This is a genomic window from Streptantibioticus rubrisoli (assembly GCF_024436055.1).
Taxonomy (GTDB): domain Bacteria; phylum Actinomycetota; class Actinomycetes; order Streptomycetales; family Streptomycetaceae; genus Streptantibioticus_A; species Streptantibioticus_A rubrisoli.
Genome location: NZ_JANFNH010000002.1, coordinates 29,928 through 49,624, shown reverse-complemented (window position 1 = coordinate 49,624; position 19,697 = coordinate 29,928). Strand labels below are relative to the sequence as shown.

Annotated in this window: 20 protein-coding genes; 10 read left to right on the top strand and 10 right to left on the bottom strand. The window is 72.2% G+C overall.

All coding sequences use genetic code 11. The annotated features are described in order from the left end of the window. Positions 1-78: 78 nt before the first annotated feature. Positions 79-876, top strand: coding sequence for an exodeoxyribonuclease III (locus NON19_RS03510; RefSeq protein ID WP_255925074.1), 798 nt, complete (start codon positions 79-81; stop codon positions 874-876). Between the two features lie 3 nt (positions 877-879). Here NON19_RS03510 and NON19_RS03505 read toward each other — a convergent pair whose 3' ends face one another. Beyond that, positions 880-1,299 carry an ankyrin repeat domain-containing protein gene (locus NON19_RS03505; protein ID WP_255925073.1) on the bottom strand — a complete coding sequence of 140 codons (420 nt, stop codon included), beginning with the start codon at positions 1,297-1,299 and terminating at the stop codon, positions 880-882. Between the two features lie 331 nt (positions 1,300-1,630). Here NON19_RS03505 and NON19_RS03500 point away from each other — a divergent pair, with 331 nt between their 5' ends. Continuing rightward, positions 1,631-1,825: a hypothetical protein gene (locus NON19_RS03500; protein WP_255925072.1), complete on the top strand. Its 195-nt coding sequence runs from the start codon at positions 1,631-1,633 to the stop codon at positions 1,823-1,825. A gap of 91 nt (positions 1,826-1,916) precedes the next feature. Further along, positions 1,917-3,461, top strand: coding sequence for a hypothetical protein (locus tag NON19_RS03495; RefSeq protein WP_255925071.1), 1,545 nt, complete (start codon positions 1,917-1,919; stop codon positions 3,459-3,461). 182 nt (positions 3,462-3,643) lie between these two features. On the opposite strand, the gene yczR is transcribed toward NON19_RS03495, so the two are convergent. Beyond that, positions 3,644-5,143: a MocR-like transcription factor YczR gene (yczR, locus tag NON19_RS03490; protein WP_255925070.1), complete on the bottom strand. Its 1,500-nt coding sequence runs from the start codon at positions 5,141-5,143 to the stop codon at positions 3,644-3,646. 99 nt (positions 5,144-5,242) lie between these two features. Between yczR and yczE the strand changes: the two genes are divergently transcribed. The 4 genes from yczE to NON19_RS03470 all read left to right on the top strand — a co-directional run bounded on the left by yczE (position 5,243) and on the right by NON19_RS03470 (position 8,906). Continuing rightward, the gene (gene yczE, locus NON19_RS03485) at positions 5,243-5,935 is read left to right on the top strand and encodes a membrane protein YczE (protein ID WP_303653303.1); all 693 of its coding nucleotides are present in this window, start codon (positions 5,243-5,245) and stop codon (positions 5,933-5,935) included. A gap of 18 nt (positions 5,936-5,953) precedes the next feature. Then, entirely contained in the window at positions 5,954-6,733 is a 780-nt protein-coding gene (locus tag NON19_RS03480) for a glycerophosphodiester phosphodiesterase family protein (protein ID WP_255925069.1), read from the top strand. Between the two features lie 87 nt (positions 6,734-6,820). Next, positions 6,821-8,182 carry an MFS transporter gene (locus NON19_RS03475; RefSeq protein ID WP_303653318.1) on the top strand — a complete coding sequence of 454 codons (1,362 nt, stop codon included), beginning with the start codon at positions 6,821-6,823 and terminating at the stop codon, positions 8,180-8,182. Positions 8,183-8,531: 349 nt separating this feature from the next. Continuing rightward, entirely contained in the window at positions 8,532-8,906 is a 375-nt protein-coding gene (locus NON19_RS03470) for an RNA polymerase-binding protein RbpA (protein ID WP_255925068.1), read from the top strand. Between the two features lie 150 nt (positions 8,907-9,056). Here the strand turns inward: NON19_RS03470 and fxsA are convergent, their stop codons facing one another. The 5 genes from fxsA to NON19_RS03445 all read right to left on the bottom strand — a co-directional run bounded on the left by fxsA (position 9,057) and on the right by NON19_RS03445 (position 15,090). Further along, positions 9,057-9,611 (bottom strand): FxsA family membrane protein, encoded by a 555-nt coding sequence (gene fxsA, locus NON19_RS03465; protein ID WP_255925067.1) that lies wholly within the window; start codon positions 9,609-9,611, stop codon positions 9,057-9,059. Between the two features lie 225 nt (positions 9,612-9,836). After that, positions 9,837-10,622 carry a polyprenol monophosphomannose synthase gene (locus NON19_RS03460; RefSeq protein WP_255925066.1) on the bottom strand — a complete coding sequence of 262 codons (786 nt, stop codon included), beginning with the start codon at positions 10,620-10,622 and terminating at the stop codon, positions 9,837-9,839. Continuing rightward, a complete protein-coding gene (gene lnt, locus NON19_RS03455; RefSeq protein WP_372513986.1) occupies positions 10,622-12,271 on the bottom strand; it encodes an apolipoprotein N-acyltransferase in 1,650 nt (549 codons plus the stop codon). The genes NON19_RS03460 and lnt overlap by 1 nt, the downstream gene beginning before the upstream one ends. A 696-nt stretch (positions 12,272-12,967) precedes the next feature. Continuing rightward, the gene (locus NON19_RS03450) at positions 12,968-14,602 is read right to left on the bottom strand and encodes an amidohydrolase (RefSeq protein WP_255925065.1); all 1,635 of its coding nucleotides are present in this window, start codon (positions 14,600-14,602) and stop codon (positions 12,968-12,970) included. Positions 14,603-14,649: 47 nt separating this feature from the next. Next, a complete protein-coding gene (locus tag NON19_RS03445) occupies positions 14,650-15,090 on the bottom strand; it encodes an Lrp/AsnC family transcriptional regulator (protein WP_255925064.1) in 441 nt (146 codons plus the stop codon). Positions 15,091-15,303: 213 nt separating this feature from the next. Between NON19_RS03445 and NON19_RS03440 the strand changes: the two genes are divergently transcribed. Continuing rightward, a complete protein-coding gene (locus tag NON19_RS03440; protein ID WP_255925063.1) occupies positions 15,304-15,699 on the top strand; it encodes a hypothetical protein in 396 nt (131 codons plus the stop codon). Between the two features lie 147 nt (positions 15,700-15,846). Here the strand turns inward: NON19_RS03440 and NON19_RS03435 are convergent, their stop codons facing one another. Then, on the bottom strand, positions 15,847-17,019 hold the full coding sequence (locus NON19_RS03435; RefSeq protein ID WP_255925062.1) for an acyl-CoA dehydrogenase family protein: 1,173 nt from the start codon (positions 17,017-17,019) through the stop codon (positions 15,847-15,849). A 384-nt stretch (positions 17,020-17,403) separates the two neighbouring features. On the opposite strand from NON19_RS03435, the gene NON19_RS03430 reads away from it, so the two are divergent. Then, entirely contained in the window at positions 17,404-18,066 is a 663-nt protein-coding gene (locus tag NON19_RS03430) for a hypothetical protein (protein ID WP_255925061.1), read from the top strand. Between the two features lie 74 nt (positions 18,067-18,140). Beyond that, entirely contained in the window at positions 18,141-18,347 is a 207-nt protein-coding gene (locus NON19_RS03425; RefSeq protein ID WP_255925060.1) for a hypothetical protein, read from the top strand. An 84-nt stretch (positions 18,348-18,431) separates the two neighbouring features. On the opposite strand, the gene NON19_RS03420 is transcribed toward NON19_RS03425, so the two are convergent. Then, positions 18,432-18,917 carry a MarR family winged helix-turn-helix transcriptional regulator gene (locus NON19_RS03420; RefSeq protein ID WP_255925059.1) on the bottom strand — a complete coding sequence of 162 codons (486 nt, stop codon included), beginning with the start codon at positions 18,915-18,917 and terminating at the stop codon, positions 18,432-18,434. 243 nt (positions 18,918-19,160) lie between these two features. Beyond that, entirely contained in the window at positions 19,161-19,592 is a 432-nt protein-coding gene (locus NON19_RS03415; protein WP_255925058.1) for an ATP-binding protein, read from the bottom strand. Positions 19,593-19,697 lie beyond the last annotated feature (105 nt).

Sequence of the window (19,697 nt, the reverse complement as noted above, 5' to 3'; positions counted from 1 at the left end):
CACCCGGGCATGGTACGGGGGCCGAAACGGCCGTCGAGTAGGCTGGCGCGGCGTTTGTCCGCGATCCAGGAGCGTGTTGTGTTCACCGTCACCACCGTGAACGTCAACGGCCTGCGTGCCGCCGCGAAGAAGGGGTTCGGCCCCTGGCTGACGGCGACCGGTGCCGATGTGGTGTGCCTGCAGGAGGTGCGCGCGGAACTGGCTCAACTGCCCGCCGAGGTACGGGAACCGGAGGGCTGGCACACCGTCCACGCACCGTCTTCAGCCAAGGGCCGGTCGGGCGTGGCGGTGTACTCGCGGCAGGAACCGGAACGGGTGCGGGTGGGCTTTGGCTCGGCCGAGTTCGACACCTCGGGGCGCTATGTCGAGGTGGATCTGCCCGGTGTGACGGTGGCCAGCTTGTATCTGCCCTCCGGTGAGGTGGGCACCGAGCGGCAGGCGGAGAAGGACCGCTTCTGCAAGGAGTTCCTCGACTACCTGGTCGATCTGCGGGCCCGCACCGCCGCCGAGGGGCGCGAGGCGCTGGTGTGCGGTGACTGGAACATCGCGCACCGCGAGGCGGACCTGAAGAACTGGAAGGCGAACACCAAGAACTCCGGCTTCCTGCCGGAGGAGCGCGCCTGGCTCTCCCGGGTCTTCGACGAGGCGGGGTACGTGGACGTGGTGCGCGCCCTGCATCCGGACGTCGCCGGACCGTACTCGTGGTGGTCCTACCGCGGCAAGGCGTTCGACAACGACGCCGGATGGCGGATCGACTACGTCGTCGCCACCCCCGGCATCGCGGCGCGAGCCGACCGCGCGGTGGTGGAGCGGGCCGCGGACTACACGCTGCGCTGGTCGGACCACGCGCCGGTGACGGTCACCTTCCGGGTCTGACGGTCAGCGGCCCTCGAAGAGCGCGACCAGCGCGTCCTTGCCGAACATCCGGGCGGTCTCGATCGCGGACGGCGTGCCCGCGTTCGGATCAGCGCCCGCCTCGAAAAGCTCCCGTACCACCTCTTCCTCGCCCTTGAAGACCGCTCCGGCCAGCGGGGTCTGCCCCCGGTCGTTGGGCCGGTCGGGGTCGGCGCCCCGGGCGAGCAGCGCGGCGACCGTCCTCGGGTGGCCGTGGTAGGCGGCGAGCATCACCAGGGTGTCGCCCTTGTCATTGGACAGGTTCGCCGGAACGCCCGCGTCCACATAGGCGGCCAGGGTGTCGGTGGCGCCCTGTCGGGCCAGGTCGAAGACCTTGGCCGCGAGCTGGATGACCTCGGGGTCGTGCGCGGGTTCGGTCCCGTTCTCGGGTGTGGGCTGCGTCATCTCTACCGGCTCCTGGGTTCGTCAGGTGCGACTGGGTGCCGCCTCACCATATGCATGGTCGCTCCGCCGCCCCCGGAGCGGGGCGACGATCACACGGGTGCGCTGGCTGAGGCCGTTTCACCCGGACGGGCGGCTTTCGCGTGGCCGCACCCGGCGGGCACATGGTCCGACCCGAACCCGGAAATGCTGGCGGCGGCGCAGCTTTCCAGAAAGGGGCCATGGCGGTGAAAAAGCGAATAAGTCACCTGAACGGCATCTTTAAGCGATTATTACTTTTTGTAATCCTGGAAGAACTCATGGTGACCGCCCCCACCCCAACTGGAGAAACCCCATGATCCTCACCATGTCGGGCGTGCTACTGCTCGGTGTCATCGTCTTCCTGTTCTTCCGTAAGGACGGACTGAAGGTGTCCCACGCCCTCGTCTGCGCACTCTTCGGCTTCTATCTCGCCAGTTCCGCGATCGCGCCGAGCATCAAGGCGGGCGGAGCCAGCCTGGCCAGCCTCATCAGCGGAATCAAGATCTAACCGGACCACACCGTCCGCCCGGAGCGGTTCTCCCCCGCTCCGGGCGGCCCGCCGCCCACCCCGCACCGCTTCCGCCCGCCTTGGAGTCCATGTGGTCCGGCGCCCCCTGCCCGGCATCCTGAGCAACCGGCCCGCCTGGGACCGTGGCCGCGACCTGGCACGGTTCGCCGCCGAAGGCGCCACCGACGTCCTGCACCCCGTCATCACCATCACCCGGGGACTGCGCCGCCAGGCCGCCTGGCTGCACCGCTGGTGGTCCACCGCGCCCAGGGACCGCAGGAACACCACGCTGTTCGTCTCCGCCGCCACGCTGTTCGTCGTCGCGCTGCTGCCGTACGGCCCGGTCCTGGTGGGAATCTCGCTGATGGGCTCGGCCGCGTGGCTCGGCCGGGACCGCCTGCAGTCGCCGGAGGGGCCCAGCGAGGCCGAGCGCGTCCGGCTGCGGTGCATCTACGAGGCCCTGGTGCCGTATCTGACCGCGGAGGGCGACCCCCGGCCGCTCTACCGGCACGAGGGCGACTGGCGGCACGCCTTCGTCGGGTACGAGTTCGCCCAGGGACGGCTGGTCTCGCTGCGGCTGCGCTACCCGGCGTACTTCACCGACGGCGAGCCCGAAGCGCGGGCCCGCGTCGAGCAGTTGCTGCACGCCAAGGCCGGGCGGGGTCGGGAGTACCGGTTCGACTGGAACGAGGAGGAGAACCACCTCACCCTCACCGCGCTGCCGCCGCTGCCCACCGCCATCGCCGCCCAGCGGTTCGTCACCGCACCCGGTGAGACGGTGCTCGGCTTCACCGACGCGGCCTCCGCGCGCCGCACCATCCCGGTACGGGTCGACGGCACCGTGCGGGACGCGCCGCCGGTGGTGTGGCGGACCGGGCCGCGCTCGACCGAACCGCATCTGCTGGCGGTCGGCCGCGCCGGCAGCGGCGTCACCACACTGCTGCGGTCCATCGCCCTGCAGGCCCTCCACCACGGTGACCTGCTGGCCGTCGACGGCGGCGGGACCGGTGAGTATCTGTTCCTGTCCGGGCGCCCTGGGGTGCTCGCGGTGGAGAGCGGGCTGGCGGGGGTGCTGGCCACGCTGGAGTGGGCGGCGCACGAGACGGAGCGGCGGCTGATCGCGGTCAGCCGGGCCCGGCAGGCTGGGCGGCCCGCGCCGCCGGACACCCGGCGGCCGCTGTGGATCATCGTGGACCGGCCGACCGGACTGTGCCAACTGGCCGAGGCGGAGGGGCGTACGGATCCGCTGCGGCTGCTGGAGGTGCCGCTGCGGCACGGTCGCGCGGCGGGCGTCGCGGTCGCCGTCGGCGAACAGGCGGAGGGGCTGGACGCGCTGGGCTCCGCTGTGTTGCGGCACGCCAACGCCCGGGTGGCGCTCGGGGCGTTGACCGCCGCGCAGGTGAGGGCCGCGCTGGGCGCGCCGCCGTGTACCACGCCCGCGGCGCACATTCCGGCCGGGCGCGGGTACGCCCGGCTCGGCGACGGTCCCGTTCAGCGGGTGCAGGTTCCGGCTACGCCGGATCCGTACGACGAGGACGCGGCGGACGCGCACCGGCAGGCGGTCCTGGGGGTGCTCCGCACCAGCGACCCGCGGACCGTCTCCCTGAGCAAGTCCCGGGAAAACGGGGGAAGTTGACCGGTTGCGACCGGTTCGGTACCGCGAGGCTGCGCCGCTGAAGTTGATCGCCGTTGCGGCGGTTGGGCCCCGGGGGGCAAGCCCCAGGCCCCGTTGGAACCCGCCGCAGCCCGAGAAGGACCCGCGCCCCGCCGGGAAGGGCTCACGCCACCGAGAAGGACCCGCGCCGTCGCGGGGATGGCTCACGCCACCAAGGACCCCGCCGTCTGCAGGTCGATCGGCCCCCCGGCCCGTACCGCCTCCGCGGCGGCGGCCAGCCGGGAGACCGCCTCGTCGGCGACCGAAGCGGACGCCGAGAAGGGCAGGCGGACGTAGCCCTCGAACGCGCCGTCCACGCCGAAGCGTGGACCAGAGGGCACCCGTACCCCGTACTGCTCCCCCGTCACGGCGAGCCGGGAGCCGGAGACGTCGCCGGTGCGCACCCACATGGTCAGACCGCCCGCGGGGACCTCGAACTCCCAGTCGGGGGTGCGCCTGCGCAGCGCGTCCACCAGTGCGTCGCGGTTGGTCCGGGCCAGCGCCCGGCGCAGCGCCACCGCCTCCGACCAGCCCTCGCCGCGCATCAGCCACACCACCGCGAGCTGCTCCACCACCGGTGAACCCAGGTCCAGATAGGCCCGGGCGGCCACCATCCGGCGGATCAACTCGGGCGCCGCCCGTACCCAGCCGATCCGCAGCCCCGCCCAGAACGCCTTGCTCGCCGAGCCGACCGTGACCACCGTGCCGCCACCGCGGTCGTACGCGGCGAGCGGGCGCGGCATCCCGCCCTCGGGGTCGATGGACAGCTCGGCCATCGTCTCGTCGGCGACCAGCGCGACGCCCGCCGCCCGTGCCGTCTCGACCAGCTCGCGCCGCTGGTCGTCGCCGACCAGCGCACCGGTGGGGTTGTGGAAGTCGGGGATCACATAGGCCATGCACGGCGCGACATCCCGCATGACGCGGCGCCACGCGGCCAGGTCCCAGCCCGCCAGACCGTCGGCCATCGCCACGGGGACGAGGCGGGCGCCGTTCTCCCGGAACAGTTGCAGCACATTGGCGTAGCTGGGCGCCTCCACCGCGATCCGCTCGCCGCGTCCGGCGAACAGCCGGGCGGCGGCGGCCACCGCGCCCATGCCGCCGGTGGTCACCATGATCTGCTCGGGCATGGTGGGCACACCGCGCTCGGTGTAGCGGTCGGCGATCGCCTCGCGCAGCGCGGGGATGCCTGCCGGGTAGTCGCCGTGCGTGGCGGCGTACGCGGGCAGTTCGGCGAGCGCGCCCTCGATGCCCCGGGTGAGCCAGGGCTCGGGGGCCGGGAGCGCCGCGCAGCCAAGGTCGATCACCGACGCGGCGGCTTCCGGCGGCAGTGGCTCCAGGCCTCCGGCGGGCACCGGGCGGCCGTCCGGGACGGCGGTCCAACTGCCCGCGCCGCGGCGGGACTTGACGAACCCGTCGGCGCGCAGCGCCTCGTACGCCGCGGCCACCGTGGTACGGCTGACGCCGAGGGCCACCGCCAGCTCCCGCTCGGCGGGCAGCCGGGCGGCGACCGGTACCCGGCCTTCGAGCACCAGCAGCCGTACCCCGTCCGCGAGCCCCCGGTACGCCGGGACCCGGCGGCCGTCACCGCGCCCGCCCCGCTCACCGTGGGGGGCCAGCAGCCGGGCCAGTTGCGCGGCGCTCACCGCCGCGGTCCACTGCGCCATCAGAACCAGTCCACCTTCCCTGGATTGGCCGTGGAATTGGACCATGGCCGTACTTCAGAGTGACACGAAGCCAGCCACTTCACCAGGGGGGTATCCGCTTTGCTCGTTTCCCGTCTCTCCCATCCGCGTGTTCCCCGTCTGATCCGCAAGGGTTCGCGCATCGGCCGTCGACTTGTCCACCTCTATGTCGGGCTCGTGCTGTACGGCGCGAGCGACGCTCTGCTGGTCCGTGCCGGGCTCGGCCTGGACCCATGGGACGTGCTGCACCAGGGCGTCGCCCGGCACAGCGGGTTGAGCATCGGCACGGTGTCGATCCTCACCGGGGCGCTGGTGCTGCTGCTGTGGTGGCCGCTGCGGCAACTGCCGGGCCTGGGCACGGTCTCCAACGTCTTCCTGATCGGGCTCTCCCTGGACGCGACACTGCGTCTGGTGCCGGTGCCGCACTCGCTGACGGTGCGGGTGCCGCTGCTCACCGCCGCGATCGTGCTCAACGCCATCGCGACCGGCCTTTACATCTCGGCCCGCTTCGGACCGGGACCGCGCGACGGGCTGATGACCGGGCTGCACCGGCGCACCGGCCGATCCATCCGGCTGGTACGCACCGCGATCGAGGTCGCGGTGCTGGTCACGGGGTTCCTGCTCGGCGGTTCGGTGGGTGCGGGTACGGTCGCGTACGCGCTGGCGATCGGCCCGCTGGCCCAGCTGTTCCTCGGCGTGTTCGCGCTGGACGGGACGGGCCGGGGCACAGTGGTGGCCCGGGAAGCGGAGGCACCGGCGAACGCGTGTGCGTAGCGCGCCATACTGCCTGGTGTGAGCGCACACCGTCACCCATTCCTCGACCAGCCGGGACCACTCGCCTTCGCCCACCGCGGCGGAACGGCGGACGGCCTGGAGAACACGCTGACCGCCTTCCGGCGCGCGGTCGACCTCGGCTACCGCTATCTGGAGACCGACGTGCACGCCACGTCCGACGGCGAGCTCGTCGCCTTCCATGACGCGACGCTGGACCGGGTCACCGACGCCCGCGGAGCCATCGCCGAGCTGCCGTGGCGGGAGGTGCGCGCCGCTCGGGTGGCGGGCCGCGAGCCGGTTCCGCTCTTCCATGAGCTGCTGGACGCCTTTCCCGAGGCCCGGTTCAACGTGGACGTGAAGGCCGCCGCGGCGATCGAGCCGCTGGTGCGGGCCATAGACCGGGCGGGCGCCTGGGACCGGGTCTGCGTGGGGTCGTTCTCCCAGGCCCGGGTGGACCGGGTGCGGGCGCTCGCCGGTGAGCGGCTGGCGACCTCGCTCGGCGTGCGGGGGGTCGCGGCGCTGCGGCTGCTGAGCTTCGGCGGGTGGCTGCCCGCGCCCGCCGCGCTGAACGCCGCGGTGTGCGTCCAGGTGCCGGAGTTCCAGTCGGGCGTGCGGGTGGTGGACCGGCGGTTCCTGCGCGCCGCCCATCGCAGGGGTCTTCAGGTGCATGTGTGGACCGTGAACGACCGCGAGCGGATGGGCATGCTGCTCGACCTGGGTGTGGATGGCATCATGACCGACCAGATCGAGACGCTGCGCGCCGTGCTGGCCGAGCGGGGGGCCTGGCCGGAGGGCTGAGCCCCGACACGGTCTGTGACAACGGCCGGGCCCGAGGTCGAGGACCACGGGGGCGACGAGGGGACAGCGTTGGACGGGCAGGACAGACTGGGCTCCACCACGACCGTGACGGCACCGGCCGTCGGCCGCTCACCCGAGGAGCGGCGGCGCGAGCAACGGGGTTGGTACTTCTACGACTTCGCGATCACGGTCTTCTCCACCAGCGTGTTGACCGTCTTCCTCGGGCCGTATCTGACCGAGGTGGCCAAGGCGGCGGCCGACGCGCACGGCTATGTGCATCCGCTGGGCGTTCCGGTCCGCGCGGGCTCGTTCTTCTCGTACACCGTCTCGGCGGCGGTGCTGCTGTCGGTGTTCGTGATGCCGTTGGCCGCGGCGGTCGCGGACCGTACCGGCCGGAAGAAGCCGGTGCTGGCGCTGTTCGCCTACCTCGGCGCGGGCGCCACCACCGGTTTCTTCTTCCTGGCCGGAAACCGCTATCTGCTGGGCGGGGCACTGCTGATCGTGGCGGTGGTCAGCTACGGGGCCTCGATCGTGGTCTACAACTCCTTCCTGCCGCAGATCGCCGAGCCCGACGAGCGGGACACGGTCTCCTCACGCGGCTGGGCCGCGGGCTATGTGGCCGGTGCGATCGTGCTGGTGGCGAATCTGGCGCTGTTCTTGAACCACGGCTCCTTCGGCGTCTCCCAGGGCATGGCGGTACGGATCTGCATGGCGTCGGCCGGGCTGTGGTGGGCGGTGTTCGCGGTCATACCGCTGCGGCGGCTGCGGGACCGGTCCCTGGCCCAGGCGGAGTCCGGGGCGGCGCTCGGCCAGGGGTGGCGGCAACTGGTCTCGACGGCACGTGAGTTGCGTCACTACCCGCTGACGCTGGCCTTCCTGCTGGCCTACCTCGTCTACAACGACGGCGTCCAGACGGTGATTTCGCAGGCCTCGCTGTACGGGTCCCAGCAACTGGGGCTGAGTCAGACCACGTTGATCGCGGCGGTACTGCTGGTCCAGGTGCTGGCGGTGGTGGGCGCGCTGCTGATGGGACGGCTGGCCCGGCGCTACGGGGCGAAGCGGACCCTGCTGTGCTCACTGGTGGCCTGGACCGCCACGGTGACGGCCGGGTTCTTCCTGCCCGCGGGGCGTCCGGCCTGGTTCTTCGTGCTGGCCAGCGCGATCGGGATGGTGATGGGCGGCAGTCAGGCGCTGTCCCGGTCGCTGTTCTCGCATCTGATCCCGGAGGGCAAGGAGGCCGAGTACTTCGCCGTGTACCAGATGAGCGACCGGGGCACGAGCTGGCTGGGTCCGCTGCTGTTCGGCCTGGCGTTCCAGCTCACCGGGGACTACCGCTACGCGATCGTCTCGCTCGTGGTGTTCTTCGCGGTGGGGTTCGTGCTGCTGGCGCGGGTACCGGTACGGCGCGCGGTGGCCGCGGTGGGCCGTTCGGCGCCTGGCCTGATTTAGCCCTTTGGGTAGAAGGGGAGTAGTGTACGCGGTTGACCAGCCGGATGGACCGTTACTGCGCGCTAACAATGCAAAAACGACGGGTGATATCTCCTGTCAGATGTGACAAAACGGGCGGCGGCGGGTACAACAAAGGGCGGCACGAACAGGCGGTGCTGCGGCGCGTAGCGCTTCCAGTGAGGGCGAAGAGAAGACATCCCTGCGGCGCATGGCGCCTCCCTGAGGGGGGCGGTGGGCGTCGGACGGGCAGATGTCCGAATCGGGAATCTTCACCGCCGACCGGACGTTGACCGGATGACGACGACAGCGACACCTGTCCTGTGGGCGACAAGCCCGGGAGGCACGATTCATGAGTGAGCGAGCTCTCCGCGGCACGCGACTCGGGGCGACCAGCTACGAGACCGACCGCGGCATCGATCTGGCCCCGCGCCAGACGGTGGAGTACGCATGTCAGAACGGACATCGCTTTGAGATGCCGTTCTCTATGGAGGCCGAGATTCCTCCGGAGTGGGAGTGCCGCGCCTGCGGTGCCCAGGCGCTTTTGGTGGATGGAGAGGGCCCCGAGGAGAAGAAGACCAAGCCCGCGCGTACGCACTGGGACATGCTCATGGAGCGCCGTACCCGTGAGGAGCTCGAAGAGGTGCTGGCCGAGCGGCTGGCGGTACTTCGATCCGGCGGCATGAACATCGCGGTGCACCCGCGCGACAACCGCAAGTCCGCCTGACCAGGCACACAGCGACAGACGACCCGGGCGGCGGCACACGGTACGTGTGCCGCCGCCCGGGTCGTCTCGGTATTGCCGTCTCGGTATTGTGACGGTTCGCGTACGTCACGGTCCGGTCCGTCACGGTCCGTCCGGTCCGGTCCGCATACGTTACGGAGTGAGCGGTGGCCGGGCGGCGTCGCGCGGGGGCTGCGACGACGGCGAGCCACCGTCCCTGATCACCTCGCCCTGCACCACCTTGCCGTCCGGCCAGCGCATCCGCGCCTGCTGGAACGTGTCGCCGAGCGACCCCGGGGTGGACCGCCGCAGCAGCCTTCCCGCCACTGCGGTCAGCGCCTTGCGGGTGGGCGGGAACAGGCACAGCAGCCCGGCCGCGTCCGACAGGAAGCCCGGGACCATGATCAGCAGACCGCCGAGCATCTCCGCCCCGGCACCGTCCGCGCTCGCCGCGGGTTCCCCGGACCGCAGCGCTCCGGTCAGCCCCTGCCAGGCGCGCCGCCCGGCCCGCTTGACCGCGTAGCCGCCGACCACGAAACCGGCGAGCAGCAGGAGCAGCACCGTGCCGCCGCCGATCGCCCCGGCCACCACGGTCAGCAGCCAGATCTCCAGCACCGCCCACACCGCCACCACCAGCGGCACGACGGGCCGCAGGCGGGAGCGAGCGGGCCGCGAGGGACGGGACGGGTCAGGTACGCCGAAGGTCATACCCCAATTGTGCCTGGCGCCGCCGAAGTGCTTTCGGCGGCGCCGATCTTGGGCCCGCAGGGCCGCGGCTCGGGTGCGGCTCGGGACGTACCACGGGTACTCGCCGCCGCGGCGGAAAGGACATTCCGCCACGACGGCGAGCGACCACGACAACGGAGACCGGCAGCCGCCGCGGGCACCGCACCCCCGCGGCCCCGCCGGTCAGGCGCTACGCGCCTGACCGCCTCACTTGCGGCCGCGGAGGCGGTTGAGCCGGGAGTTGACGCCCCAGGTGGTGACCCGCCACAGGGCCTCCACGACGATGTTGCGGCTCATCTTGCTGTCGCCGCGCTCGCGCTCCACGAAGGTGATCGGCACCTCGACCACGTGGAAGCCCTTCTGGACCGCGCGCCAGGCCAGGTCGACCTGGAAGCAGTAGCCCGCCGAGGCCACCTCGTCCATGCCCAGGCCCTCCAGGGTCTCCTTGCGGAAGGCCCGGTAGCCGCCGGTCACGTCCCGGATCGGGACGCCCAGCATCAGGCGCGAGTAGGTGCTGCCGCCGCGCGAGAGGAACTCGCGGGACTTCGGCCAGTTCACCACCCGGCCGCCCGGCACCCAGCGGGAGCCCAGCACCAGGTCGGCGTTCTTCAGCGCGGTCAGCAGCCGCGGCAGCTCCTCCGGCTGGTGGGAGCCGTCGGCGTCCATCTCCACCAGCACGCCGTAGCCGTTGTCGATGCCCCAGCGGAAGCCCGCGAGGTACGCGGCACCGAGGCCTTCCTTGCCCTTGCGGTGCAGCACCTTGACCTGGTCGTCCTCGGAGGCGATCTCATCGGCGATCTTGCCGGTGCCGTCCGGGCTGTTGTCATCAGCGATCAACAGGTGCGCCTCGGGCACGGACTCGCGTACCCGGGCGACGATCGGCTTGATGTTCTCGGCTTCGTTGTAGGTCGGGATGATGACCAGAACCCTGCCGAGCGGGCCGAACTGCCGCCCCTGGGCGCCGCCTTGGGTGACGCCGTCGCCGTTGTTCACTACTTCCCCTTATCCTCCGTACGTCCCCGCCTGCCAAGCCAGATCGCGGCGGCGCAGGACAGGACGCCCACCATAGCGAGAGTCCACTCGGGTACCGCGCCGATCCTGTCGGCCACGGTGGTTCCATCGCGTAGCGGGAGGTTCACATTGAGCACCTCCCGGGTGAATTCCTTGCTTTGCTGCTTGACGGTGCCGTCCGGCTCAACTAGCGCGCTGATTCCGCTGGTTGCCGCCGCGACGACCGCCCGGCCGTGCTCGACCGCCCGCAGCCGGTACATCGCGAGTTGCTGCTCGGGTTGACCGGTTCGCCCATAGGTGGCGTTGTTGGTCTGTACGACAAGGGCACGCGCGCCCGCGTTCACCGTGTCGCGGACGATCCCGTCGTAGGCGACCTCGAAGCAGATCACATCGCCGAGCCGGGCGCCGCCCATCGTCATCACACCGGTGTGCCTGCCCGGGTAGAAGTCGCGCGGGATCTCGTCCAGCCGGTGGATGACCTTGGTCAGCTCCTTGCGGAACGGTACGTACTCACCGAACGGCACCGGATGCTGCTTGGTGTACGAGGCGCCGGGGCCGGTGGCCGGGTCCCACAGGATGCCCTCGTTCTGCACGTGGTCCGCGTCCGGCCCGTCGACCAGGGCGCCGACCAGCACCGGCACGCCGATCGTGCGTACCGCCTGGGTGATCGCGCCGTACGCCTGCGGGTAGCTGAACGGGTCCAGGTCGGAGGAGTTCTCCGGCCAGATCACCAGGTCCGGCTTGGGGGCGCGGCCCGCCCTGACGTCACGGGCGAGTTGCAAGGTGGCGTTGACGTGGTTGTTGAGGATCATCATCGGGCGGCCGAGGAAGTGCATTCCCGGCTGAGCCACGTTGCCCTGGACCACGGCGACCTTCAGCTGACCGTCGGCGTTGGTCGGCACCGGGACCGCGTAACCGCAGACGCCCACCGCCAGGGCCAGCACGGCGGCGCCCAGCGCGGTGACCGCCCGCCCGCCCCGGCCGCGCGAGTGCCACCCGGCGAGCACCGCGGCGGCCAGCAGCCCGCCGCACAGCGCGACGCCGAAGGTGATCAGCGGGGCGCCGCCGAGTGCGGCGAGCGGAGTGAACGGCGAGCCCGCGTTGGCGAACGCCAGCCGACCCCACGGGAAGCCGCCGAACGGCACCCGGTCCCTGACCAGTTCCTCCGCGACCCACAGGCATGCGCCCCACAGCGGCCAGCAGCGCAGCCGCGAGGTCAGCGCCAGCCCGGCGCCCAGCGGCACGAAGAAGGCGGCCTCGATGACGGACAGCCCGATGACCGCGTCCCAGCCGACCACGTGCAGCCACTGCAGCAGCCAGACGAGGAACGGGAACGCGAAGGCGAACCCGGTCCAGGCCGCCTGTCGGGCGGTACGGCCATGGGTGAGCAGCGCCAGGGCGGCGACCGCCGCGACGGACAGCGGCCACAGGTCGTAGGGCGGGAAGGCCGCCGTCAGGGCCAGCCCGCTGGCCGCCGCGAGGGCGGTGCGCCGCCAGTCGGCGCGGGCCGCCCCCGCCAGCCGCCGCAGGCGCCCTGGTCGGTGTTCGGGTTCGGGCCGGGTGCCGGTTTCGGGCGCGTCGAGGGCACCGTCCACGGGGCGAGCGGTGGCGGTGTCGGGTCGCGGTGGCACGGTCGCGGCCATTCCTCTTCTGCGTACGGGCGACGTTTCGTTGCGGACGGAAGCTGAGGCGCTTCCGGGGACACTGAGTCGCGATGGTCGTGCAGTGACCGTACAACGACTGGGCGCCCGCCGTCGCCGCCGGGGCGCAAAGCCTTGGGAAGGGCGGGTTTTGCCGACCCTTTCCGCGGCAAATGGAACGTTCCGCTCCGCGATTCCGTGCGGGCCTTGGGCGCCGCGTCCGCCGCGTTGCCGGGCGGTGTGGTGAAGGACTGCGGATGGGGACCCGGAACGCCCTTCGGGCCGACCTGGGAACCGCTGGCTGCGGATCGACCGAGAGCCGTTGTCTACTGGACGTCCGGGCCCCACCCGGGTCGCACCTGCCGCCCGGGCGGCACCCTTCCCCCCTGGCCCGCCCGCGAGCGGTGAGGGGCCGCGTTCCGTGCCGCGGGAGCTGGACCTGGCTCCCAGCGGCGGAGCGCCCGTGCGGCGCGCCACCCCATGGCCCAGCGGCGGTAGACGGAAGACACGGAGGATCCCGGTCGGTCGTCCTGGTGGACTCGGCCGAACCTACTCGCCCGCGACCGCAGCCTGTCAACACCCGTGTGACCTGCGGCAATTCGGCAAATCAGCAGGTCAGTGCGGGACCGTCGGCCAGCTGGCGACAGGCCGAGTGGGCATCGTTCGGCGGTACGGCCGCCGCGGCCGTCACTCGTTCGGCCGCTCGAAGACCGTGCGCCCGCCGACCACCGTCCGCACACAGCGCGGCAGCGGCTCGCCCGGAGTCAGATCGGGCAGGCCAGGGGTGCCGGAGCGGGGATCGGTCGACCAGTTCGCGACCCGCTCGTCGGGCGCCTGGACCACCAGCTCGCCCGCCCGCCAGACCGCGTAGTCCGCCGGAGCGCCCGGCACCAGCACGCCGGCGTCGTCGCGGCGGGCCGCCCGCCAGCCGCCGCGGGTGTGCGCGGTGAAGGCGGCGCGCACCGAGACCCGGTGCTCGGGCGTGCGGTGGAAGGCGGCGGCCCGCACGGTCCCCCATGGGTCCAGCGGGGTGACCGGGCTGTCCGAGCCCAGCGCCAGCGGCACCCCGGCCCGCAGCATCGCCGCGTATGGGTTGAGGGTGCGGGCCCGCTCGGCGCCGAGCCGGGCGGCGTACATCCCGTCCTCCCCGCCCCAGGCCGCGTCGAAGGCGGGCTGGACGGAGGCGACCAGGCCGAGGTCGGCGAAGGCCGCGATGGTGTCCTCGTCCAGCATCTCGGCGTGCTCCACCCGGTGCCTGGCCGCCCGCACCCGGTCGACGCCCAGGCGCTCGGCGGCGGCCCGTACACCCGCGATCACCGCGGTGATCGCGGCGTCGCCGATGGCGTGGAACCCGGCCTGCAACCCGGCCTCGGTGCAGGCGCCCACGTGCTGGGCGATCTGTTCGGCGGTCAGGTAGGCGCTGCCGGTGGTGTGCTCGGCGTCCGCGTACGGCTGGTGCAGGCACGCGGTGTGCGAGCCCAGCGCTCCGTCGGCGAACAGGTCACCGGCCGCCCCCAGCGCGCCGAGTTCGCGCACCCGGTCCAGCACGCCGTCCGTGCCGGGCAGCGCCGCCTCCGCCCAGTAGGCCAGCACCCGTGGGCCTGGCTCCTCGGCGGCCAGCCGCAGCAGTGCGGTCAGGTCGTCCTCGCCGCTGATCCGCGGCCCCGCGCACTCGTGCAGCGCGCCGATGCCGAGCGAGGCGGCCCGGCGCAACGCGGCACGCTGGGCGGCCCGGCGCTGCTCGGGCGCGACGGCGTCCTGCGCGGCGCGGCGCACCGCGTGGTGGGCGTCGCGGGTCAGCGGTCCGGTGGGGTGGTAGCCGGTCAGCTCCTCGACGCCCGGGGCGAGGTCGAGCATCGCGGTGGTCACCACGGCGGAGTGCATGTCCGCACGGGTCAGGTACAGGGGCCGTCCCCCGGTGGCGGCGTCGAGTTCGGCCCGGGTCGGGATGCGGGGCTCGGGCCAGCGGGCCGCGTCCCAGCCGTGGCCGAGCAGCACCCGGTGTCCAGGGTGCTCGGCCGCGTACGCGGTGACCCGGGCGAGCGCGTCGCCGTGGTCGCGGGCGGCGGACAGGTCCAGACCGGTCAGTGCCAGACCGGTGGCCGTGGTGTGTACGTGGGCGTCGGTGAACGCCGGAGTGACGAGCGCGCCGTCAAGGCGCACGACCTCGTCCACCGAGTCGGCGAAGCCGTCGGCCGCGCCTTCGGAACCGATCCAGGCGATGGCGCCGCCCTCCACGACCATGGCGGTGGCGAAGGGGTCGGCTGGGCTGTAGACGGTGCCGCCGCGCAACAGCACGGTTCCCGGGGTGCGCTCGTTCATGGTCACCAGTCTGGCGCCCGCGCTCCGTGCGCCTGCGCCAGGGTGGCTCACAGGTGCGGCGGCCGGGCCTCGTAGGGGGTGGACAGCACGACGGTGGTACGGGTCGACACGCCCGCCAGGCTGCGGATCCGGGCCAGCAGGTGTTCCAGGGCGCCGGGGGTGGCGACGCGCACCTTGAGGATGTAGTTCTCCTCACCGGCGACGCTGTGGCAGGCCTCGATCTCCGGTACGTCGGCGAGCCGGTCCGCGATGTCGTCGGGCGCGCTGGGGTCGAACGGCGCTACCGAGATGAACGCGGTCAGCGGCAGACCGACCGCTTCCGGGTCGACGATCGCGGCATAGCCGCGGATCACTCCGCGCTGCTCCAGCCGCCGTACCCGCTGGTGCACCGCCGAGGTGGACAGGCCGGTGGCCCTGCCCAGGTCGGTGTAGCTCATCCGCCCGTCCGCGACGAGCAATTCCACGATCTGCCGGTCCAACTCCTCCACAGCCGATCAACCTACTGCCCCAAAGCCGCTCTGGCACAACGAGCCGAACCCTTGCGCCCCGTGCGCCCCCTCGTGTGATTAACGCCACAGTCCGTGCCACCGGTCGTCGCGGGCGTTGCGATTATCGGCCGGGGGCGACGGGAAATGCTCAGCTCAGGTCGTGGCCACGGGTCCGACCGTCCCACCAGAAGGTGTCACAGGGGGAGATCCACCATGCGCGCAGGCAAGCGGCAACCGGTACTCGACGAGGATTTCGCAGAGGACGTCACGCAGGACGTCGACGGCGGAGTGGAGGAGGACGCCGGGGAGGCGTTCGGCGACGGGGGCGACGAGGGCTACGGGATCTTCCGGGTGCAGTGCCCGCAGTGCGCTCGCCCCATCGCCCTGCTCGCGGACGAGGACGTGCTGCCGGAGCACGCCCTGTGCGCGACCCCGTGGAACCCCTTCGGGCTCACGGTGTGCGCGGGCTCCGGCAGCGCGGTGGAGGACGCGGCACCGATCGCCGAGGACGGGGCGGACGAGCAGGACGTGGCGTCACTGCTGACCCTTCCCGAGGGGCTTGACTGGCGGACCCAGCCGTTCTCGCACGCCAACCGCCCACGGCGATGAGGCAGTTGGGGATTCCGGGGGCTGGCGCCCCCGGATCCCCCGGACCCTCTGGACCCCGGCGCCCTGAAGGGGCGCGGGGAACCGCGCGACCAGCCACAACGGTGCCGCGGACGACCGGCGGCACATCACCGCACCCCAGCGGAGCGCCTAGCGGGTCTCCGGTCCCGCCAAGTGGCGGGCGATGACCATGCGTTGGATCTGGTTGGTGCCCTCGACGATCTGCAGCACCTTGGCCTCGCGCATGTAGCGCTCGACCGGGAAGTCGGCCGTGTAGCCGTATCCGCCGAGGAGTTGGACCGCGTCGGTGGTGACCCGCATCGCGGTGTCCGTGCAGTGCAGCTTGGCCATCGCCGCCTGCTTGCTGAACGGCCGGCCGGCATCCCGCAACCGGGCGGCGGCCAGGTACAGCGCCCGGCCCGCCTCGATGCCGGTCGCCATGTCGGCGAGCAGGAACCGCAGGCCCTGGAAGTCCACCAGCGGACGCCCGAACTGCTGCCGCTGCGCGGTGAACGCCAGCGCCTCGTCGAGCGCGGCCTGCGCGACGCCGATGGCGCAGGCGGCGATGCCCAGGCGGCCGGAGTCGAGGGCGGACAGCGCGATGGTGAAGCCCTGGCCCTCCTCGCCGATGCGCCGGGCGTCCGGTACCCGTACGCCGTCGAAGTGCAGCTGGGCGGTGGGCGAGCCCTTGAGCCCCATCTTCCGTTCCGGCGCGGCGGCGCTCAGCCCCTGCGCGTCGCCCGGCACCAGGAAGGCGGTGATGCCGCGCGGGCCCTCGCCGCCGGTGCGGGCCAGCACGGTGTAGAAGTCGGCCACCCCGCCGTGGGTGATCCACGCCTTCGTACCGTTGATCACCCAGTCGTCGCCGTCGCGCACCGCGCGGGTGCGCAGGCTGGCGGCGTCGGAGCCGGAGGCCGGTTCCGACAGGCAGTACGCGCCGAGCAGTGAGCCGCCGAGCATGGCCGGAAGGTGTTCGGCGCGCTGCTCCTTGGTGCCGAACTCGGCGACGGCATGACAGGCCAGGGTGTGCACGCTGGTACCGAGACCCACGGTGAGCCGCGCCGCCGCGAGCTCTTCGAGCACCTGGAGGTACACCTCGTACGGCTGCTCACCGCCGCCGTGCTCCTCCGGGTACGGCAGCCCGAGCAGACCGGCGGCGCCGATGGTGGCGAAGATCTCCCGCGGAAAGGTCCCCGCGTCCTCCTCCTCGGCGGCCCGGGGCCGGATCTCCCGCGTCGCGAGGTCGCGGGTGAGTCCGAGAAGATCGCGGGCCTCCTCGGTGGGCAGTTGTCGTTCGACCAGCTGCGGGCCGTCGAATGGCATGGCGGCACTCCTCCCTGTCGGGCGGGTCGGCGGCGGACGCAGGGGGGTGGCCGACGCCGCCGCGATGGATTACCCAATGCCGATGATCGCCCACCGGGTTGCGGTCCTGGCTGATCAGCGGCTTGTGGCGGTTGGAGTATGCCCGATCAGGGGCCGTCCGTCACGGGGGGTGGGCAACGCCCCGGAGCACCCACCACCGGCGGCGTCGGGCTGGTAGCGCCGCGAGCGGCTGATGATCCGCCAGTTGTCCGCGGGGGGCGGCTCCGGCGTACGATGACCCGCCGTAGCAGGTAGGGGGCGCGGCGTCGCACCGGCGGATTCCGGACAACAGGGTGCGGGCAGCCTCGGAGCGGTCCGATCGCCCGGCCGGGAGGGGAAGTCACCGTGTCCACCATCCGACGCGCGCTGCTGGTCCTGGCATCGGCGGTGCTGATCGCGTCCTGTTCCAGCTCGAAGGGCTCAACGGGCCAGCAGGGCAACGGCGACAAGGGCGCCGCGCCGACCGCGGCGGCGCCTTCGGGCCACGGCGGCTCGATCCCGCAGGGGCCGGGCCTCCAGCCCGCCTACCGCGTGCAGCCGCAGCCCGCCCCGGGCTCCTGCCGCTACCGCTACGAGCACGACCAGCCGCTGCCCGACCCGTCCTGCACCCCGGGCGCGCTCAATCCCAAGGCCACCCAGGCGACGCTGGCCGCCACCATCTGCCGCTCCGGCTACACCTCCGGCATCCGCCCGCCGGTGGGCATCACCAGCCGGGAGAAGGATGCCAACGCCAAGTCGTACGGCTACACCCAGTCGCTGCGCGACGCGGAGTACGACCACCTGGTCAGCCTGGAACTCGGTGGCGACCCCAACGACGCGCGCAACCTGTGGGTCGAGCCCCCGTCCCCGGGTCACGCCCCCGGCTCGGGCCCCAACAACGACAAGGACAAGGTCGAGGCCCGACTGCACAGCGCCGTCTGCAAGAACCAGGTCACCCTGTCCGCCGCCCAGCAGGCGATCGCCCACGACTGGACGACAGCGGAACAGGTGCTGGGCATCGCCCAGTGAACCGGGGCGACCGCGGGAGGCTGACCGGGCGCGGCTGAGATGCGGCGCGTCGCCGGGCGCCGCACGCTGGAGCCATGACCAAGCAGCAGCCCCCGGTTGTCGTGCATCCCCTGATGGAGGGGATGCGGCTGGTGAAGATCCACGGTGAGTCGGCGGGCAAGGCCCGCAGGATGGAGGATCTGGAGGAGTTCATGCGCCGCGCCGGGCTGCGCGACGTGGACATGGACAACCCCGCCTTCGTGGAGTGGCGCGGCGGCGGCAGCGGGGTGTGGGCCACCTGACGCGGCCCGGGCTCGCTGCCCGTGTCAACGGTTGCCGTGCGCGCCCGCGGCGTCGGCTTCGCGTGCACCCCGCCCGGAAGAGGCCTAGTCGTTCCCGGCGCCGCGCGTCCCTCGGGCCCGTGCCGTCGCGGACGCGGCCAGGAAAGCCTGCAACGCCCGGACAAGCGCCGCACGGTCGTCGGGATCCATCGCCGTGAGGACGGCCGCCAGCGATCTACGCCGTCGTGCCGCCACGTCGTCAAGCAGCCGCCTGCCCTGCCTGGTGACCGCCAGCAGCACCTCCCGCCGGTTGCGCGGCTGAACGGAACGTTCCAGGAACCCTGCCGCCTCCAGGCGGTCGCACAGGCGGCTGGCAGTGGGCATGCCGATCTCCAACTCGGTTGCCAGACCGGTCAGGTTGGGCTTGTGCTGGTGCTCCACGGCTTCCAGCGCCCGCAGTTGCAGGGTGGAAACGCGTGGGGCCGCGTGATGGAAGGCGTTCGACCACACCGCGACGAGCTCTTGCACGGCACCGGATATCCGCTCGGCGGACTCCTCTGGACGCGGCCCCGGAATCTGGCCAAAGCCCATGGGCCACTCATCCTCCGCCAGGGCTGTACGTGGCGCGGCGGCCCGCATGCGACCGGGCCAATCCCATCTCACCGGCAGCGATGCCATCACGGTACGGCACAGGAACTCTCTCCGCTGAAGTCGAGGCAGGCACTTGTTCGCGTCCTGGCGCCGTACCCAAGGAACCGGGAGGTAAGCGGGCCAGGCCGGTGCGCGGGGACCGATGTGGCGCCCGGCTGGTGTATGCCCCACATCCAAACCATGTCAACTCAGAGCAATACGGGCACGAACGCACTTACCGGCGGCGTGGCGCCACGTGAACATGTACTCGGAGAGCGCGGCGGCGATCTCCAAGCCGTGCCGGCCCACGCGGTCCGGGTCCTGCGGCGCGGACCGCGGCACACTGGGGTTGCTGTCGCAGACCGTGACGTCGATCCCACCAGGCGCCAGGGCCAGGCTCACCGCGCACGGACCCGGAGCGTACTTGGCGGTGTTGGTCACCAGTTCACTGACCACGAGTTGGACGTCCTGAAAGACCCGGTCGGCGAGCGGGGCGCGCAGGACGCGCCGGGCATGCTCCAAGAACTCCACAGCGAAGTCACGCGCCGCGGCGATGGCATCCGGGTCGCGGGCTCCGTAGGCCCTGCGCCAACTCAGCAACGGCATATGGCTGTCGACTACCCCAATCGCGGCCATGGCAGTTACCCGCCCCTCTCTCGATCCTCCAAGTGAGTGTCCGGCGGCCCTGGTACGTGAGCGTCTACCCGCCCACGTGGCACTACCCACCGACCAGTGCCAACT

Bases quoted from the DNA above. Each gene is read 5' to 3' on its own strand.
- NON19_RS03505 (WP_255925073.1), bottom strand. From the start codon at position 1,299: ATGACGCAGCCCACACCCGAGAACGGGACCGAACCCGCGCACGACCCC.
- NON19_RS03500 (WP_255925072.1), top strand. From the start codon at position 1,631: ATGATCCTCACCATGTCGGGCGTGCTACTGCTCGGTGTCATCGTCTTC.
- yczR (WP_255925070.1), bottom strand. From the start codon at position 5,143: ATGGCGCAGTGGACCGCGGCGGTGAGCGCCGCGCAACTGGCCCGGCTG.
- NON19_RS03470 (WP_255925068.1), top strand. From the start codon at position 8,532: ATGAGTGAGCGAGCTCTCCGCGGCACGCGACTCGGGGCGACCAGCTAC.
- fxsA (WP_255925067.1), bottom strand. From the start codon at position 9,611: ATGACCTTCGGCGTACCTGACCCGTCCCGTCCCTCGCGGCCCGCTCGC.
- NON19_RS03450 (WP_255925065.1), bottom strand. From the start codon at position 14,602: ATGAACGAGCGCACCCCGGGAACCGTGCTGTTGCGCGGCGGCACCGTC.
- NON19_RS03440 (WP_255925063.1), top strand. From the start codon at position 15,304: ATGCGCGCAGGCAAGCGGCAACCGGTACTCGACGAGGATTTCGCAGAG.
- NON19_RS03435 (WP_255925062.1), bottom strand. From the start codon at position 17,019: ATGCCATTCGACGGCCCGCAGCTGGTCGAACGACAACTGCCCACCGAG.
- NON19_RS03425 (WP_255925060.1), top strand. From the start codon at position 18,141: ATGACCAAGCAGCAGCCCCCGGTTGTCGTGCATCCCCTGATGGAGGGG.
- NON19_RS03420 (WP_255925059.1), bottom strand. From the start codon at position 18,917: ATGGGCTTTGGCCAGATTCCGGGGCCGCGTCCAGAGGAGTCCGCCGAG.
- NON19_RS03415 (WP_255925058.1), bottom strand. From the start codon at position 19,592: ATGGCCGCGATTGGGGTAGTCGACAGCCATATGCCGTTGCTGAGTTGG.